At 63.3% G+C, this 16,680-nt stretch carries 16 protein-coding genes; 3 read left to right on the top strand and 13 right to left on the bottom strand.

Annotated features, from left to right (window positions below; all coding sequences use genetic code 11):
* Window positions 1-138 precede the first annotated feature (138 nt).
* Window positions 139-1,407 (bottom strand): amino acid ABC transporter substrate-binding protein, encoded by a 1,269-nt coding sequence (locus ADADO0_RS07565; protein WP_511304514.1) that lies wholly within the window; start codon window positions 1,405-1,407, stop codon window positions 139-141.
* Between the two features lie 275 nt (window positions 1,408-1,682).
* On the opposite strand from ADADO0_RS07565, the gene ADADO0_RS07560 reads away from it, so the two are divergent.
* Entirely contained in the window at window positions 1,683-2,723 is a 1,041-nt protein-coding gene (locus tag ADADO0_RS07560) for an alcohol dehydrogenase catalytic domain-containing protein (protein WP_511304513.1), read from the top strand.
* 107 nt (window positions 2,724-2,830) lie between these two features.
* On the opposite strand, the gene ADADO0_RS07555 is transcribed toward ADADO0_RS07560, so the two are convergent.
* From ADADO0_RS07555 to ADADO0_RS07530, 6 genes are all read right to left on the bottom strand, one after another.
* On the bottom strand, window positions 2,831-5,173 hold the full coding sequence (locus ADADO0_RS07555; protein WP_511304512.1) for an amidase family protein: 2,343 nt from the start codon (window positions 5,171-5,173) through the stop codon (window positions 2,831-2,833).
* A gap of 45 nt (window positions 5,174-5,218) precedes the next feature.
* Window positions 5,219-5,887 carry a nitrile hydratase subunit alpha gene (locus ADADO0_RS07550; RefSeq protein ID WP_511304511.1) on the bottom strand — a complete coding sequence of 223 codons (669 nt, stop codon included), beginning with the start codon at window positions 5,885-5,887 and terminating at the stop codon, window positions 5,219-5,221.
* A 17-nt stretch (window positions 5,888-5,904) separates the two neighbouring features.
* On the bottom strand, window positions 5,905-6,198 hold the full coding sequence (locus ADADO0_RS07545; RefSeq protein WP_511304510.1) for an SH3-like domain-containing protein: 294 nt from the start codon (window positions 6,196-6,198) through the stop codon (window positions 5,905-5,907).
* Window positions 6,188-6,508 carry a nitrile hydratase gene (locus tag ADADO0_RS07540; protein ID WP_511304509.1) on the bottom strand — a complete coding sequence of 107 codons (321 nt, stop codon included), beginning with the start codon at window positions 6,506-6,508 and terminating at the stop codon, window positions 6,188-6,190. Before ADADO0_RS07540 ends, ADADO0_RS07545 begins: the two co-directional genes overlap by 11 nt.
* 49 nt (window positions 6,509-6,557) lie before the next feature.
* Window positions 6,558-7,490, bottom strand: a complete 933-nt coding sequence (locus ADADO0_RS07535) for an ABC transporter substrate-binding protein (protein ID WP_511304508.1) — start codon at window positions 7,488-7,490, stop codon at window positions 6,558-6,560.
* Window positions 7,491-7,715: 225 nt separating this feature from the next.
* Complete coding sequence (locus tag ADADO0_RS07530) at window positions 7,716-8,354, bottom strand: cupin domain-containing protein (protein ID WP_511304507.1); 639 nt, start codon at window positions 8,352-8,354, stop codon at window positions 7,716-7,718.
* A gap of 306 nt (window positions 8,355-8,660) precedes the next feature.
* Here ADADO0_RS07530 and ADADO0_RS07525 point away from each other — a divergent pair, with 306 nt between their 5' ends.
* Together ADADO0_RS07525 and ADADO0_RS07520 are read left to right on the top strand one after the other, a co-directional pair.
* Complete coding sequence (locus ADADO0_RS07525; protein ID WP_511304506.1) at window positions 8,661-9,455, top strand: ABC transporter permease; 795 nt, start codon at window positions 8,661-8,663, stop codon at window positions 9,453-9,455.
* Window positions 9,456-9,480: 25 nt separating this feature from the next.
* A complete protein-coding gene (locus ADADO0_RS07520) occupies window positions 9,481-10,296 on the top strand; it encodes an ABC transporter ATP-binding protein (protein ID WP_511304505.1) in 816 nt (271 codons plus the stop codon).
* Window positions 10,297-10,515: 219 nt separating this feature from the next.
* On the opposite strand, the gene ADADO0_RS07515 is transcribed toward ADADO0_RS07520, so the two are convergent.
* The 6 genes from ADADO0_RS07515 to ADADO0_RS07490 all read right to left on the bottom strand — a co-directional run bounded on the left by ADADO0_RS07515 (window position 10,516) and on the right by ADADO0_RS07490 (window position 16,669).
* Complete coding sequence (locus tag ADADO0_RS07515) at window positions 10,516-11,541, bottom strand: extracellular solute-binding protein (protein ID WP_511304504.1); 1,026 nt, start codon at window positions 11,539-11,541, stop codon at window positions 10,516-10,518.
* A 38-nt stretch (window positions 11,542-11,579) separates the two neighbouring features.
* Window positions 11,580-12,767, bottom strand: a complete 1,188-nt coding sequence (locus tag ADADO0_RS07510; protein WP_511304503.1) for an FAD-dependent monooxygenase — start codon at window positions 12,765-12,767, stop codon at window positions 11,580-11,582.
* A gap of 57 nt (window positions 12,768-12,824) precedes the next feature.
* A complete protein-coding gene (locus ADADO0_RS07505; RefSeq protein ID WP_511304502.1) occupies window positions 12,825-13,676 on the bottom strand; it encodes an ABC transporter permease in 852 nt (283 codons plus the stop codon).
* Window positions 13,673-14,452, bottom strand: coding sequence for an ABC transporter permease (locus tag ADADO0_RS07500; RefSeq protein WP_511304501.1), 780 nt, complete (start codon window positions 14,450-14,452; stop codon window positions 13,673-13,675). Before ADADO0_RS07500 ends, ADADO0_RS07505 begins: the two co-directional genes overlap by 4 nt.
* Before the next feature lie 92 nt (window positions 14,453-14,544).
* Entirely contained in the window at window positions 14,545-15,711 is a 1,167-nt protein-coding gene (locus ADADO0_RS07495; protein WP_511304500.1) for an ABC transporter ATP-binding protein, read from the bottom strand.
* 40 nt (window positions 15,712-15,751) lie between these two features.
* Entirely contained in the window at window positions 15,752-16,669 is a 918-nt protein-coding gene (locus ADADO0_RS07490) for a LysR family transcriptional regulator (RefSeq protein WP_511304499.1), read from the bottom strand.
* Window positions 16,670-16,680: the final 11 nt, after the last annotated feature.

The raw sequence follows: 16,680 nt of genomic DNA, 5'->3' as shown, positions 1-16,680 counted from the left end.
GCTCTAGCGAGACAACCGATGTGTGGCATCCTGCTCGACCAGAAATTACCCGCGCCATCTTTATCGCGCTTCGGGTGGATAAGCGTGAGGCAAAGTCGAGCCGGCCTGACGCGGCTGGCCGCGTCAGGCCCCTGGCGGCTACTTCGAGTAGGGGTACTGGAGGTCCCCATCCTTGTACTCCGGGGGGAACAGGATCACCTGCTTGCCTGGTTTCAAGAACTGATCGAGGCCATTTCCTTGGATGTTCTGGAACTGCACCATTAGCAAACGCGGATCCGCCCATTCTCCGCGTTCATCGAAACGAATTTGCCCGACGATGGTCTCGAAGGCATTCTTGTGGATGTAATCCGCGAGCTTGCCGTCATCGAGGCCGCCTGTCTGCTTGATGGCCTGCTCCAACACCTGCATAGCGGCGTAGGCAAATGGCGGCTGGTAAAAGCCGAGGGGGTCCGTGTTCTGCGCCGGGGCGCGGGCCTGATAGGTCTTCAGGAACGCCTCGATGCCCGGGAAATTCATCTTCGGGCTCGGAACGTACAGCGTGTAGTTCACCACCCGGTCCAGCTTGTCGGACAATTGCTGCATGAAGGTGGCGTACTGCATGCCCACCATGCCGCCCCCAAACAACTGGGCCTTCAGGCCTACCTCGTTCGCCGCTCGGACCATGCCGGCGGAGTCGATGGGGTAGCCCGCGAGGAACACCAGGTCGGGCTTGGTCGCCTGAATCGCCCGGACGATGGAGGTGAAGTCCACGTTGTTTGGCGGGTAGCTCTTGTCGTAGACGATTTTGAAATCGTTCTTCAGCGCGGCGGCGCGGGCGCCGATCAGGACATTATTGGAAAATTCCGCATCGGCGCCCACCAGCGCCACGGTCTTGGGGCGCGGCTGGATGGTCTTCGCCACGTCGAAGAAGGCGTTGGGGATTACGCCCTTGGCGTCGGGGCCCCATGCTGCAGTCTGGAAGTAGCGGGGGTATTTGAATTCGTCATTGCTGCCCAGCGCCACCAACACCATCACCAGCTTCTGCCGTTGCATGATGGTCGGCATGGCCGCGACGATGATGTTGGTGGCCGCGCCCATGAGCAGGTCGACCTTATCCACGTCCAGCAGCTTGGCGTAGATGCCAGGCACGGTCGCGGCATTGGTCTGGTCGTCGTAATAGATCAGTTGCACCTGCCGGCCGAGCAGCCCGCCCTTGGCATTGATCTCCTCCGCCCAGATCTGCTGCGCCAGCAGGTTGGCCTTCCCGGACGACGCCAGCGCTCCCGTCAGCGATGTACTAAATCCGATTTTTATCGGGTCTGCCGCATTTGCGAAGGCGCTCCAGAAGGTCAACAGTGTTGTCAGAAAAATGAGCGCATTTATTCGCGCGGATCGGGACATGATCCCGCCCATTGAAAACTTGGGCATGCTTCTCTCCCCGGACTTTGCCTTTGGCGGCAATAGTTGTTGATTGAAATTTAGAAGCGCGAATTCCAATCGTCAATTAATTTATCAAATGCTAAATTCTCGTTTTATGGACTGTGGACATGTCTCGGGCACGCCATGCGGGAAATATCAAGTGTTCATTGGGCGGTGTGGCTCAGGTCAAATAAATATCTCGACGTCAGCTGTCTGAGTGTTCACCGACGCGCATCGAGTATTTTGTATTCAGAAAAAACGAAAGACGAAAGGCGGAGGAAACGATGAAGGCCATGGTGATGAAGGATTGGAACGAGCCTTTCGTCCTGGAGCAGCGTCCGGACCCGCGTCCGGGACCGGGCGAGGCGGTCATGCGCGTACGTGCCGCCGGTGTCGGGCTCACGCTGCTCAACATGCGTGCCGGCCGGCTTGGGGGAACGGTACCGCGCATCATGGGTCACGAACTGGGCGGGGATATCGTCGCCGTGGGGCAGAACGTGGCGGGCCTATCCGTGGGAGACCGCTGCACAGTCTATTTCTATCTGACTTGCGGCCGCTGCCGCTGGTGCCGGGGCGGACGCGAAACCCTGTGCGAGAACTTCAGCGGCTATGTGGGCGCGGCCCGTGACGGCGGCTTCGCCGACTTCGTGTGCCTCCCGGCGGAGAACTTCCTGCATATTCCCGATGGGCTGAGCTATGAGGCTGCCGCTATCGCCGCCGACGCGGTGAACACCAATTGGCACTGCATGCGCGAAAGGGCGCGGGTCAACCCTCACGATACCGTCCTGCTCATTGGCGCCGGCGGCGGCGTCGGCATCCACGGCGTGCAGGTGGCCAAGCTGTTCGGCGCGCGGGTGATCGCTGCCGACGTGTCGGATGAGAAGCTGGCGTTCGCGCGCGAATGGGGCGCGGACGAGACCATCAACGTGCGCGGCGTCGAGAACCCCGTCGAGGAGGCGCGGCGCCTGTCTGGCGGCAAGGGCGTGGATGCTGCAATCGATTACGTAGGCCATGGCGACACCTTCCGGCTCGCGGTCGGTAGCCTCGGCATCTCGGGTCGTGCGGTGGTAATCGGCGTGGGGCGCGGCGAGGTATCTTTTAACCCGTTCGAACTGGTGAAGACCGAGCAGACCATCACCGGCTCCCGCCATTCTACCCGCACCGAACTGATCGAGAGCATGGAGGTGATGGCGCGCGGCGTGGTGAAGCCGGTGATCGGCATGCGCCGACACTTCACGCAGATCGAGAAAATTTTCGATGCCCTCAAAGCGGAGACGCTGCTGGGCAGAGGTGCCGTGACTTATGATGATGTCTCTGAGAACTGATGCCCCCTTGTGCTGGGGGCATGCAGTTTTTGTCCATTCAGCGCCCGCCGGATGGGTGCGATCAACAAAAGCACGGAGAATATTTCGAACGGCTGGCTGCTCGCAGACTACGCCAGCGGCCCGAAATTCGGTGGCGAGATGCGGCGGTGGGAAGCGGCCTCGTAGGCGGACGCGACCTTCAGGATGATGTCCTCATTGCCGGGCTCGGCCCGGAACACCAGCGAGAACGGCAGGCCCGGCGTGGGGATCTGCGTCGGCTCATCGGCCGGCTGGGACACCCAGCGCTTGCCGTCGGGCGCGAGCGCGTGCACCGGGTCGTAGACCGTGGTGACGTAGCCGGCCGGGATCAGGATTTCCGTGAGGCCGGCGTTCGGGCCGTCGAAGGATTCCGGCAGCAGGTTCTGCCCGTTGGTGCCGTCGGGCCCGACCATGGTGCGGGGCTGCGCAGCGCCGCCGATCTTCGCGGGGACAAACGGCGTGTGCAGGCGGACCAGGGCGTCGAGCTTGTTCTCGTAGATCACCATCATGTCGGCGCGGCGCAGCACCTCGCGCAGCATGATGCGCTCGTTCACGCCCTGGCGCTGGTCGAAGCGGTTGCGCATGTCGGTGATTTCCTCCCAGTTCCGGAAACCGGCGCGCTGGTCGTCGCCCCAGAATTTGGAGCGGGCGTTGAGGGCGGCGAAGTCGGTCAACGTCTCCTCGAACCCCAGCGCCTTCCAGTCGTCGGCACGGCGGCCGAGATACTGGTGGATGTGGAAGCGGAACGCATTGGCGAGCTGTTGCTGCTGCACGCTCATGAGATCGAAATTGGCGGGCGGCGCGATCTTGCCTTCCGCCAACGCGACGAAATAGTCGATCGGCGTCATGTGGCCTGAGCCGAACACCTTGCCCGGCATGAATTCCGTGGGAACGATGGCGGCGGCGAAGTCCTCGAACAGGGGCGTGCCGTCCACCTTCAGGCGGAACAGCAACTCGGGCATCAGCACCGGAACGAGGCGGGCGAGCGCGGTGCGGAAATCCACCGTCATGGGCTCGATCTCGGGGTCGGGCGTCCAGTGGGCGTGGGCGGATTCCACGAGATGCGCGCCAAGTGTATCGCGCAGGATGCTCTTGATCTCCCGGTCCGCCGCCTGGACGATCGGCCCCTCGGTCTTGGAGCCGGGCGGGATGATCATGGATTCGCGAATGATGCCCAACCTCAGGCCCTTGAGCGAAGCGGGGGCGCTGGCGTGCTTCGCATAGGCCGGCAGGACCGAGGCGCGCGGCACGGTGCTGAAGATATCGCGCGGGTCGTAATACCCAGCCTCCGGGTCTTTCAGCCCGTCCAGAACCTTGGCGCAATCGACGACGCTGCGGCAGTGGATGCCCGTGCGATCGACGTAGATATCGGCGCCGATGGCCCCGCCATCGAAGCCGATCATGGATTTGTGCGGCAGGATCAGCGCCACCGCGTTGTGGTTCGAGGGGCCTCGGCACGAGGCACGGGTCTCTTCACCCAGGCTCGCCATCACGAGATTGGTGCTGACCGAAAGCGCAGAGCCGGAGGAGGAGCCAAGCGAGGCGGACCGGGTCGTGTCGTAGGGATTGCCGGGATTGCCGCCCCAGGAGGAGCGCTGATAGCCCAGGACCGAGGGCAGCACCTTGTCGGGAAAGTTCCGGCCGCCGGGATTGCCGGCGCGGCCGTTGTATTCGGTCATCACCGCCTTGGCGAAGATGATGGCGCCCTTCTTGCGCAGCTGGTCCACCAGAACATGGTCGCGCGCCGGCGCGTCCATGTCGTAGGCCGCATCGCCCCCGCCGGTGGAGCGCATGTCCTTTACGTCGAAGGCGTCCTTGAAGGAGAAGACGACGCCGTACATGGGCATCGCCTCAAGGTCGGGATTGGTGCCGAATTCCGCGTCCAGCGCCGCCGCTCGCTCCAGGGCGTCCGGCAATTGGCGGAACACCTCGCACATCGGCGGGGCGCCGGCTGGCAGAGGGCCCTTGGAGGGGTGGAGGTCGAAGTCGCCCTTGCAGGTGACCGAGCGCTCGCCCCGGATGTTGAGGGTAGCGAGGGCGTTGACCTGTCCGGCGTTGGGGATCCCCGTCACCCAGCCATATTGCTGAAGCACGGAGGGGTCTGAGGCGGTGGTCTCCATGCGCCCGTATTCGAGCGGCGGGCCGGCATAGCGGTCCAGGTCCGGCATGATGTCGGACGCCTTCACCGTCTCTTGCGGGAAGGCGATCGGCTTGCCGCCGCGCACGGTGCCCTGCGCGGGCGCCACCGGCGCGCCATCGGCCGTCACCAGGCGCGTGCAGACGCCGTTATAGGCGCGCACCCGCGCGATATACTGCTGCACCACGTCCAGGCAGGTGGTGGCGCCGCTGCGGATCGCGTCATGAAGCTCACCGATGGTCGCTTCTTCCACGCGGAACGACGTCTTGGTGGCGGGATTGGTTTGGGCGTTCATGGCCGACCTGTTCTTGTTATTGGCAAAGGAATTGAGCGAAATGGATCAGCCGGCCCGGCCCGGCAGAGCCGCGCCGACCAGGCTGTCGCGGGAAATGAGAGCGGCAAGCTCGCTCTCGCTCATGCCTTCCGTGCCCTCCGGCCGGAGCGGCATGATCATGTAGCGCAGGTCCGCATTGCTATCGTGCACCCGCACCTCCACCTGCTCCGGGAAGTCGAGGCCGAACTCCCGCAGCACCTTGCGCGGCTCGCGCACCGCGCGGGAGCGATACGCCTTGCTCACGTACCAGGCTGGCGGCTCGCCGAGCAGCGAGCGCGGATAGCAGGAGCAGAGGGTACAGACCACGAGGTTATGCTGATCCTGGGTGTTCTCGATCACCATCAGTTCCGCCTCGGTGACGGCGATGTCCAGTTCGAGCGCCGCCGCCTTGGGATTGGCCATCATGCGGGTCTTGAAGTCAGGATCGACCCAGGCGCGGGCGACCATCCGCGCACCCTGGTGGGCGCCGCCCCTGTCGTTGACCTCCAGGCGCCGCATGATCTCATCGCCGGTCACGAGGCCCGCCTCCACCAGCAGGCCCTTCAGCGCCAGGAACTTGGCTTCTCCGGGAGAGAGCGCCACGTCGTCGTCTTCACGGCTGGGATGGGGGGCGTGGCCCTCGCCATGATGATGGTCGTGGTCGTGATCGTGGTCATGATCGTCGTGCTGCGTCATGGTTCCGCTCCAGTATTTCAGGCCGGGCTTAGCCAGTGGCTGTAGATTTCGATGACCAGGCTGTCATGCGCCTCGCCGCCATAATCGTCCCAGAGGTCGCGCTGCATGAAACGCACGCGATAGAGAGGAATGCGCGCGCCCCCGACATGGCCGTAGGCGCGCTCCTCGGGGTTCTCGAAGTCTCCGCACACATGGTCGATGACGCCGATTTTGTCCCTGACATAGAACGGCGTGCGCACATGCCCCGGTTTGCCGAGGTCGAGAATGCGCACGCGCGCGCCGTGGGCGAAGCGGGCGGGTTCAGCGGACATGGTCGCGGCTGCCGGACGCGAGGATTTGGGCGGTCCGGCTGCTGAGTTCTTCACGGCTCACCAAGCCTTTTTCCACCAGCAGCACCGTCATGGCGTCGAGGCGGCGGCCATAGAAGCTCGATGCCTTGTATTCATCGGGCGGCATCTGCTCCACAGCCCGGCGGAACTCATCGAGATTGAAGATGCCCTTATTCCACAGGACATTGAACATCGCCATCATGAGCTTTTCCCAGTAAAGCTGGGTCATCTCTTCCTTCGGGATGTCACCCGCGGGCAAGCCCCCGATATCGGTGATCAGACGGTCCGCCATTGTCCACCTCCTGGCACTAAGCTCGCGGGCATGCCCGCATGTTCGCGTCTCACGGCAGGTCCTTCATGCGCACCATCAGCTTGCGCACGTCCAGCGCGGCCGCCATGGCGCCCTCGTCCTTCAGCATATTGGCGAAAGCCTGGAAGCCGTCGAGATCGCGCTCCGTGATCTGGCTTTCACTGTGCCACAGGATCGGCTTCACCAGGGGCAGAGCATTCTCGGGCACGCCGGCATATTTGTTCAACAGCGGGCGGTATTTGTCGAAATTCCCCTGGAGCTTGGCGGTGGCGGCATTCATCACCGCCATCACCTTGCGCGCCACGGCCGGGCGCTCTTTCAGGAACTTGGCGGTCACGGCGGAGGTGCCGCCCCAGAAGGGATCGCCGATGAAACGCTGCGCCGGGTTTTCCATGAGGATTTTCACCTCGCCGGTCGCCAGCGCGATGGAGACCATGGGCTCGATGGACAACAGCGCATCAACCGTACCGGCGATCAGAGCCTGGGTTTGAAGCGGCAGCGCCAGTTCGACCAGCTGGATGTCCTTGTCGGGGTCGAGCCCGGCCTTGCGGACGATGTAGCGCGATATGGTGCGCCACTGGATGCCGGGAAGGGTGCCGAGCTTCTTGCCCTTGAGATCGGCGAAGCCCTGGATCGCGCTGCCCTTCGCCACCACCAACGCATTGTTCATGATCAAGGTGGGCTGGTTCTCGCCGCCCGTGAAGCCGAAGAAGCGCAGCGTGCCGGGGAGCTGCGCCTCGGCGATGAGGGCGATGCCGGCGGCGGTGCCGGACGGCCCGACCTCGGAGCGGCCCGAGACGAAGCTGTCCACCACCTGGCTTGGCGCCTGGAACTTGTAGGCCTCCACCTCGATGCCTTCGGCTTCGAACATCTTTTCTTCCATCGCCACGAAGAACGGCATGGAATCGCTGGTTGGCAGCCAGGAGAATGTCACCTTCTCCGCCGCCAGCGCGGGTACCGCCATTGCGGCTGTCAGAACACCGGCCGCGACGACGGCGCGTAGAGATCGAAGGAAGCTTACTCGCATGGTCATTCCCCTGAAAAGGCATTTACCGGCGAGCAGTCCCTCCCGAGGTCCAGAAGCGCGGGATGTTCCCCCATTGCCGCCGGACCTACCCTCCCTCTTCGAGGAGGCGTCATAAATTAATGCAAGAGACTTGCATGATACGCAAGTCTCTTATTTTAATTCTCAAAATGAAGGGGGAGAGTTCACGATGATGACCTCCGCCTCGATGGAGGATGTGTTGCGATAGCTGTGCGGAATGTCCGAGCGGAAACAGAAGGAATCGCCGGTGGAGAGTTGGTGCACGGTCTCCCCGATCAGCAATTCCAGATCACCGCGCGTGACGATGCCTAGCTCCTCCCCCACATGGGACAATGGATCCCCGGTGGAGCCTCCGGGCGCCAGGCGGTTGATATAGCCGGTGATCAGATGACCGGCCATGGAGAGGTGCTCGATGGTGGTGCCCGGCCCCCCATGATTACCGAAATGCACAGCCGCGCGGTCGGCTGCGCGGATCACCACGGCGTCGCGCTTTTCCGCCCAGGAGATCAGGTCTCCCACCTTCATGGTGAGAAACGCGCAGACCTTCTGGAGCAGCTTCAGCGAGGGATCGGCCTTGTCGTTTTCGATCCTCGACAAGAGCCCTTCCGAGCAGCCGGCGGCGTCTGCGACGTCCTTGAGGCGGAAGCCCCGCGCCATGCGCGCCATGCGCAGATGCCTGCCGATGCCGGGACCTGCGGCGTCGGGCGACCCATCCGCATCATAAATCATCGCCGCTGCGGGCCGTCGCTTCGTCGCGCTCGCCGTCATCGTCCCCGCCGTCATCGTCTTGCCTTCCCCGTTTCGCCTGATTGAAAGCTTTATCCTGCGCGCTCGCAACCCTCGATCCGAAGGCGGTGGTCAAGACATGGCGATTTTACACAAGTCACTTGACTAATTTTGCGCCAGGAACCGCACGTCGATGCGGCAAGCTGCGTCCGGGCTGTGCCGACCACCCCAGATGCGCGCGCGCAAAACCAAGCGCGGGCCGGTGTTTCCATCGACGCGCGGGCGGCGGCGGCGTGAACCGGTGGGTGGCACAGCCATTGCTAACAGGAGGGGGTGAGAGCGCACCGATGTACGAGGTGGACCATGGCAGCTGGCTTGAGCTTTTCCGCATCAGCCACGCGGGCCCGCATCGGGCGGGCGATCCAAGTCCTGACCGGGCCTGTCCTTCTGCTTGCGGTCTGGTACCTGGCAAACCTGTGGCATCTGGTGGATGCCAAGCTGCTGCCGTCTCCCCAGGCAACGCTCGTCGCCCTGTGGACCTCCGTCACCACCGGCACCATGCTCTATGACGTGGGCTGCACCCTCTGGCGCGTGCTTTACGCGTTCGTTCTTGGTTCGGTGATCGGCGTTCCGGTCGGCTTGGTGCTCGGCGCGTCGGCGGCCATCTACCGCCGCGCGGAGTTCCTGATCGACTTCTTCCGGTCCACGCCGGCCACGGCGCTGTTTCCGCTCTTCATGCTGATCTTCGGGCTCGACGATTTCTCCAAAATCTCGGTCGCCGCCTTTTCCGCCTGCTTGATCATCATCTTCAACGTCGCCTACGGCGTGCTCAACGCACGGCAGACCCGCATCCTTGCGGCGCGCTCGCTCGGCGCATCGCGCTGGCGCCTGTTCAAGGATGTGATCTTCTTCGAGACCCTGCCGCAGACCTTCATCGGCCTGCGCACCGGCATTTCCCTCGCGCTGGTGGTGATCATCGTGGCGGAAATGTTCATCGGCTCCACCAACGGCATCGGCCACCGCATCATCGATGCCCAGATGGGTTACGACCTCAAGAACATGTACGCCTCGATCCTGATCTCCGGCGTGCTCGGCTACGCGCTGAACCTGTTCTTCATCCTCACCGAGAAGCGCTTCATCCATTGGGCCGGGCGCTGACCGCGCGACCGGGGAGACCGCCGTCATGACCCTCCTGAACGTCGCTGCCGCAGGTGAAGACGCTCGGCCCCAGCGCAGGGGCAAGATCGAGATCCGGGGATTGAGCAAGCAGTTCGCCGGCCAGGACGTCTACCGCGACTTCAACCTGGAGCTGATGGAGGGGGAGTTCATCTCCATCTTCGGCCCGAATGGTTGCGGCAAGAGCACTTTGATCAACATGATCGCCGGCCTTCTCCCGATGGATGCCGGCACGGTCCTGTATGACGGCAAGACCATCGCCGAGACCAATATCTCCTACGTGTTTCAAAATTACCGCGAAGCGCTGTTCCCCTGGATGCGCGCGCTGGACAACATCTTCTATCCGCTGGTGCTGCGCGGTGTTCCCAAAGCCGAGCGCACCCGCCGGGTGGATAAACTTCTGGCCGAGTTCGACGTGCGCATCGATTTGCAGCGCTACCCCTATGAACTCTCCGGCGGCCAGCAGCAGACCGTCAGCATTCTGCGCGCCCTCATCACCGATCCCGAGGTGCTGTTCCTGGACGAGCCCTTCTCGGCGCTGGACTATGAGATGACCCTGTTTATGCGCGAGCGCATCCAGCGCATCTTCATGAGCCGGGGCACGACCACCATCCTGGTCTCACATGATCTGGAGGAGGCGGTGCAACTGGCGACACACGTACTTCTGCTGACCCGCAGGCCCACTCGCGTCTCTGAATTCGTCCCCGTGGAGATCCCCTGGCCGCGCGACGCGGGCGTGCTGTCAGACCCTGACTTCGTCGCCATCAGAGGGCATTGCCTCGACGTCTTCCGCCGGGAAGTCGCGCGGAACTCGGCCGGATGAGTGAGGACCGGCCGGTGATTGGATTGTGAGCCCGCGGGCACAGCTTATTGGAGGCGCTTTGCGTGCGCGTGAACAGGCTCGAGAAATGCGGGCATTTATTTGATAGTGAGATTCCCGCTGCCCGCTCCATTTTCATTTCGATGGAGAATTGAACCGCAATGCCACCGCCGCGTTGGAGTGCCTTTGACGTGGGGCGCTCCAACGCTTTGAGGAACCAATCTATCGGTCGATTTCCTTGTTCCAACGCTCCACCCATTCGCGCACTTTCCCTGAAATCTCGGCGTAGGGCGGCCAGATGATTTCATCGACCTTGGCGATGCGCTCGGCGATTGTGGGATTGATCTTCGCCTTCTGATTGGCAACGCCGTACTGGATCTTCTCGCTGAAGCAGCTCTGGCCTTCGGGGGAGAGGACGATGTTGATGTAGTCCCAGGCCAGCGGCTTGCCGTTCTTGACCTTCTGGATGATCGCATTGTTCACGACCACGCCGGGCTTGGGCCGGATGAAGAGGATTTCAGGATTTCCCTCATCGTGGAACGACCAGGTGCGGCCTTCCCAATACATGCCGATATCGATTTCCCCGGTCTTTATGAGCGAGAGGAATTCGTTCATGTCGTTCCAGACCCGCAGGTTTCCGCTGTCCTTCATCTTCTTGATGATGTCGAAACCCTTGGCGATGTCATCGACCCCGCCGCCATAGAGATTGGCGAACATCCACAGGACGGCGGACGGCGTCGAGCCCTGGCGCATGCTTGGAATTGCGGCTTTCCAATCGCCGGCAATGGTGCGGTCGACGAATTCCTTCCAGGTGGCCGGCGGCTTCTTGACCGCGTCCTTGTTGTAGGCAAGACCAAGCGAGGAATAGGCCATTACGGCGCCATAGCCGCCACCCAGCGCCACTTGGCGTGGGTCCATGTCGGCGAGCGCGGGAACCTGTACCGGCGTCATCGGGTCCACGATGCCGCGCTTGACCGTATCGACCACGCCATCCACGGAACTGATGATGACGTCGATGGGTGGAGACGCCGGGTTGGCGACGATCTGGTTGGTCCATTGCGCCGGCGTGCCAAGCACCAACTCCACAGTCTTGCCGGTCTTGGCTTGAAACGGCGCGACGAAGCATTCGCGCGTCGCCTTTTCCCAAATGCCTCCGTTGGTTGCGGCGACGATGTCAGCCGCGCAGGCAAGGCCGGGAAGGATGCTGAAGAGCACCGAGAAACGCGCCAGGCGCATCATTTTAGACATACCGTTCCTCTCGTTTATGGATGTGTGTCGGTGGCGGCTCAGATCCCGTCATAGAGCCAGGCGAGATGGTCATAGAGTTCGGGCACGCTCAGCTTGCCGAGCGTCTGGTTGCGAACCTCAGCCGCGACGCCGCTCGCGTGGTAGAGGTCGCCATAAAGTCGCGACGTGATTTGGACCCGCGCGGTTCGCACGTAGCGACCCTCCTGATAGGCCGCGAAAGCCTCCGGGAAGTCCCGCGAAGCCGCAACCACATCGGCGAGGTTCACTGCGTCCTCGAGCGCCATGCACGCCCCCTGGGCCATGTAATTGAACGTGGGGTGCGCGGCATCGCCCAGAAGCGTCACGCGCCCCTGGGTCCAGTTGCGCTCGGGTTCGCGGTCATAGAGCTTCCACATGCGTGTCAGATCTATCTTGTCCAGCAGCCGCTTCACCGGCTCGCAGACGCAGGTGAATGCCTTCAGCAGTTCGCCAGCCCCTTGTTCCGCAGTGAATGCATCATAGGCGGCATCATCCATCACAGAACTCAGCGTGCTGGCACCAAGCGCATAGTGAGTGCCGCCCCGCACCGGATAATGCGAGAAGTTGCACTGGGGTCCGCCCCACATGACAACCGCCTCCGCAAGTTCAAGCGGCGGCATCTCTTCCACCGGCACCACGCCTCGGAAAATGACGTATCGCTGGGTCCGAAGCGATGTCGGGCCGATAATCTGTTTGCGCAACGTGGATCGCAGACCATCGCAGCCGATAGCGGCAACACCTTCGAACACCCGGCCGTCTTCCACAAGGATGCGCACGCCCTCCTCGGTCTCGATGAAGCCGGTGACCCGTGCCGCGGTCTGGATCTCGATCAGGGGCTCGGCGCGGCAGGCATCCGCCAGCACGGCCAGCAGGTCGCCGCGATGCATCACCGCATAAGGGTGGCCAAAGCGGCCGACGAAGGCTTCCCCGACGGGGATGCGCAGGATCTGCCCTCCGGTCACCGCATCCATGAAGATGAGGTTCTTCGGCAGCGCCGCCTTCTTGAGCATGGTGTCCAGCACGCCGAGACGCTCGAACATCTTGAAGGCGTTTGGCGGCATCTGGATGCCGACGCCGGCCTCGCGCAATTCCGGCGCCTGCTCCAGCAGCAGCACGCGGATTCCCTTATGCGCCAGCGCGAGCGCCGCTGAAGTGCCGCCAATCCCACCGCCGACCACGACCACAGGTCCGCTACGCCCGTTCTCCATCAGATCTATCCTTTCCGCGCCGCGAGGGCGCTCGTTCCCAAAAGGCACCGGCGGTCATCAAGCCGAGGTGAGGCGACCGACGCCGTAGAAGCGGTCGACGGCAAGCAGCGCCACGACGGCGAGCAGCATCTGGATGGTCGCGATGGCCGCTACAGACGGATCGAACTGGTTCTGCAGGTAGCTCATCATCACCACGGGCAGGGTGCTCGTGGTGGCGGTGCCGAAGAAGAAGGACACCGGCAGATTGTCGAGCGAGATCAGGAAGGCAAAGAGCATTCCCGCAAAGACACCGGCGCGCATCTGGGGCAGCGTCACATAATAGAGAACCTGGAGCCGTGATGCTCCGGTGATGACGGCCGCGTCCTCGGTGTCGGGCGGCATCGTGCGGTAGACGCTGAGCGCGGTGCGCAGGATGTAGGGTATCGCCACGATGGAATGGGCGATCAGCAGCGCGAGCATCCCCGGGCCGATGGAAAGGGCCGCTAGGAAATAGAGCAGGGAAAAGCCGAACACGATGCCGGGGATCGAAATCGGCGACAGCAGGAAGCCGACGAAAGCGTGGCTCAGGGGATGGCGCGAACGGGCGAGCGGCAGGGCCGCAGGCACCGCAAAAACCGCCCCGATCAGCGCCGAAACCACCGCGACCACCACGCTGATACCGAGCGAATGCATGAATGGTCGATATTCCAGGACACGGACGTACCACTGGAATGATGCCCCACGCAGGGGAAAGGTGATGAAGGGGGTGGGCGCGAAAGACGCCACCACCACAAGCGCGATGGGGGTGATCACGAGGAGCAGGAAGCACCCGGTGTAAAGCCCGAGCGCCAACCGGCCGAGATCGATCCGCCGCATGCGTGCGATGAGCGAGGCGCGCGCCGGCGCCGGAGGTGTCTTTGCCTCGCTCATGTGCGCTCGCTCCGCGCCATCAGGACGAACTGCACCGCGAGGCAGGCAAGGCAGAGGACCAGGAGCACATTGCCCATGGCACCAGCAAACGCCGTGTCGTGCGTGATGTTGAACTGCTGGAAGATCAGCACTGGCATCGTCACCAGCTTTCCTCCGCCCAGCAGGAGCTGGGTGACGAAGCTGCCGTTCGCCATCATGAAGACCAGGATGCAGCCGGTGAAAATGCCCTCCCGGCTGAGCGGCAGCGTCACATTGAGGAACACCCGCAGCCGCCCCGCCCCGAGCACCTGGGCCGATTCCTCCAGCGTCAGGTCTATGCGCTGGATTACCGGCGCGATGGACAGAACCATGAAGGGAACGAGCACCTGGATCATGCCCGCATAGACCGCGAACACACCGGAGGACATGCCCGAGGGGATGAGCGGCAGATCGAACGCTCCGAGCAGGGCATTGAGCGCGCCGCGCCGGGCCAGAATGAGCTGGATGCCCACCGTGCGCATGATGACGGAGGTGAGCAGCGGCGCGATCAGGCAGAACACGATCACCGTGCGCAGGCGCCCCGCATGCCGCACCAGAAATAGCGCGACCGGATAGCTCAGGACGAGGCAAATCAGTGTGACGAAGAAGCTGAGCGTCAGCGTATTGTATAGAACTGTCCGGTAATATTCATCTGTCAGGAGCTTGCGATAATAGAAGATGGCATCCGTGGCTGCATCTTCCTCCGAAAAGCTGCGCGCTGCATTGTGCAGCAGCGGCAGCAAGAAGAAGACCAGCATCAACAAGCCCGCTGGAAGAACCCAGAGCGGCTTCGACAGTGTGAAATTTGGGCGGCGCCTCAGTGCGTGCGGCTGGCTTGGGGTGGTGGCATTCATCGCGCCACCTCCGCGTCATCTTCTAGGATTACCGCGCCCTCATCCCAGCGTACGGTTACCTGGGAACCAGGCAGCGCGACCTCAAGCGGTGTCTGGCGGATCGCCATCAGGGGATCGGGACGCCCGAGCACGTCGAGTTCGTAAACATAATAGCTGCCCCGAAAGGCGATGCTTTTCACTTGGGCATCGACGCCGAGGCCACCGGGGGCCTCGATGAGCAGCTTTTCCGGCCGCAGCGCCACCGTCACCTGTGCCCCCATTTCGGTGGGTCGTATCGGCAGCTCCGCCGGCAGAATTGCGGTGGCGCCTGCGATGCGAAGCGGAACGGAGCCGCCCGTGGCTTCACCCGCGACGATGGCCTGAAACAGGTTCGAGGTTCCAAGGAACTCCGAGACAAAACGGGTGCGCGGCCGTAGATAGACCTCGGTGGGTGAACCGATCTGGACCAGCGCCCCCTCAGACATGACGGCGACGCGATCGCTCATGATCATCGCCTCCTCCTGGTCATGCGTCACGAGGACGGTGGTGATGCCGAGGCGCCGCTGAAGGTCCCGAATTTCGAACTGCATCCGCTCGCGCAGGTTCTTGTCCAGCGCGCCCAGCGGCTCATCGAGCAGCAGCACCGCCGGGCGGGTGATGAGGGCACGGGCGAGGGCGACGCGCTGCTGCTGGCCGCCGGACAGCGCCTGGGGCATGCGATCGCCATAGGTTCCAAGGCGCACGGTCTCGAGAGCTTCGCGGACACGCGCGGTCCGCTCCGCTCGGCTGATCCCGCGGATTTTCAGGCCGAATGCCACGTTCTCGGCGACGCTCATGTGCGGAAACAAGCTGTAGGCCTGGAACACCATGCCGAGGCCCCGCTGGTTCGGTGCCACCTCGGTCACGTCCCGCGCGCCGAGCAGCACGCGACCGGTGTCGGGACGGATGAAGCCGGCGAGGATGCGTAGCGTGGTGGTCTTGCCGCAGCCCGAGGGGCCGAGAAGGGAGACCAACTCACCGGCGTGTACGGCAAGGCTCAGCGGCTTGAGTGCCGTCGTGTCACCATAGCTCTTGCTGACGTCTTCGAGGGTCACGGACACCGGGCCTTCCGACGTGTTAACCCGCCGGGCCGGCGCAAATGAGCGCGATAGAGCGTTCTTCAGAAGGGTTCCTGCGTCGGTCATGATGCGCGCCCCCCGTCCGCCGGGCGCCGGCCATTCGATCTCAGGCGTGCTTGCGCACCGCCGCGCCAGGATCCAGTGCCTTGAGGCGTATTTTGATATCGCGGACGAATTCGAGAGCCCCGGCGATCGGCACATTGGAATGCTGCATGGCCAGAACGAGCGTGCGGTCGATGCTGGGATTGACCAGTGGCGAGGCCACCAGGCGCCCCGCGCGAATTTCCTCGTGGATCGCAAAGATCGGGAGAATGGAGAAGGCCTGACCCGTCGCGACGAGCTGGATCAGCGAGGTGAGGCTGTCCGCCTCGATCACCACCTGCAACGACACCGACTGGCGCTGCGCTATGGCTTCGATTTCTCGCCGGTTGCCCAACTGTCGGCTGGAAAGAACCAGCGGCTTGTCGGCGAGGCTGGCAAAAGGAACCTCTGGCGGCATGCTGCCATGTGAGGCCGCACCCACGAAATAGAGCGGGTGCGCCATGATGGGCTCCGGATTGAAACGCCGCACCACGGGCGTGTCGAACAGCAGCGCAAAATCGATGCGTCCGTCCGCCAGCCATTCCACGAGATGCGCGCTCGCACCCTCGACGATGCGCAGCTCCGCCTGCGGATAGGCCTTGCGCAGGCTTTGCGTCAGCGGCAGCGCCAGGAAGCGGGCGATGGAGGGCAGCACGCCGATGATGGCCCGCTGCACTTGTCCCTGCTCGCCGCGCCCCACGTCGACACGCATCTGCGCAATCTGGTCTTCCAGTGCCCGCGCCCACATCCGAAAGCGCCGGCCTTCCGGCGTCACCCGTACACCACGGCCGTCGCGATAGAACAGGGCGACGCCCAAATCGGATTCCAACTCCCGTATGGCGCGGCTGAGCGCCGGCTGGCTGACACCCAGTACCACCGCCGCCTTTGACAGGCTGCGTAGCTCCACCACCTTGAGGAACTGCGCCAGGGTGCGGGTGTTCATGAGAACTCGTC

This window comes from Aquabacter sp., assembly GCF_965279295.1.
Taxonomy (GTDB): domain Bacteria; phylum Pseudomonadota; class Alphaproteobacteria; order Rhizobiales; family Xanthobacteraceae; genus Aquabacter.
Note: the sequence above shows the minus strand (reverse complement) of the source record. Positions and strands in the feature narration are given on the sequence as shown.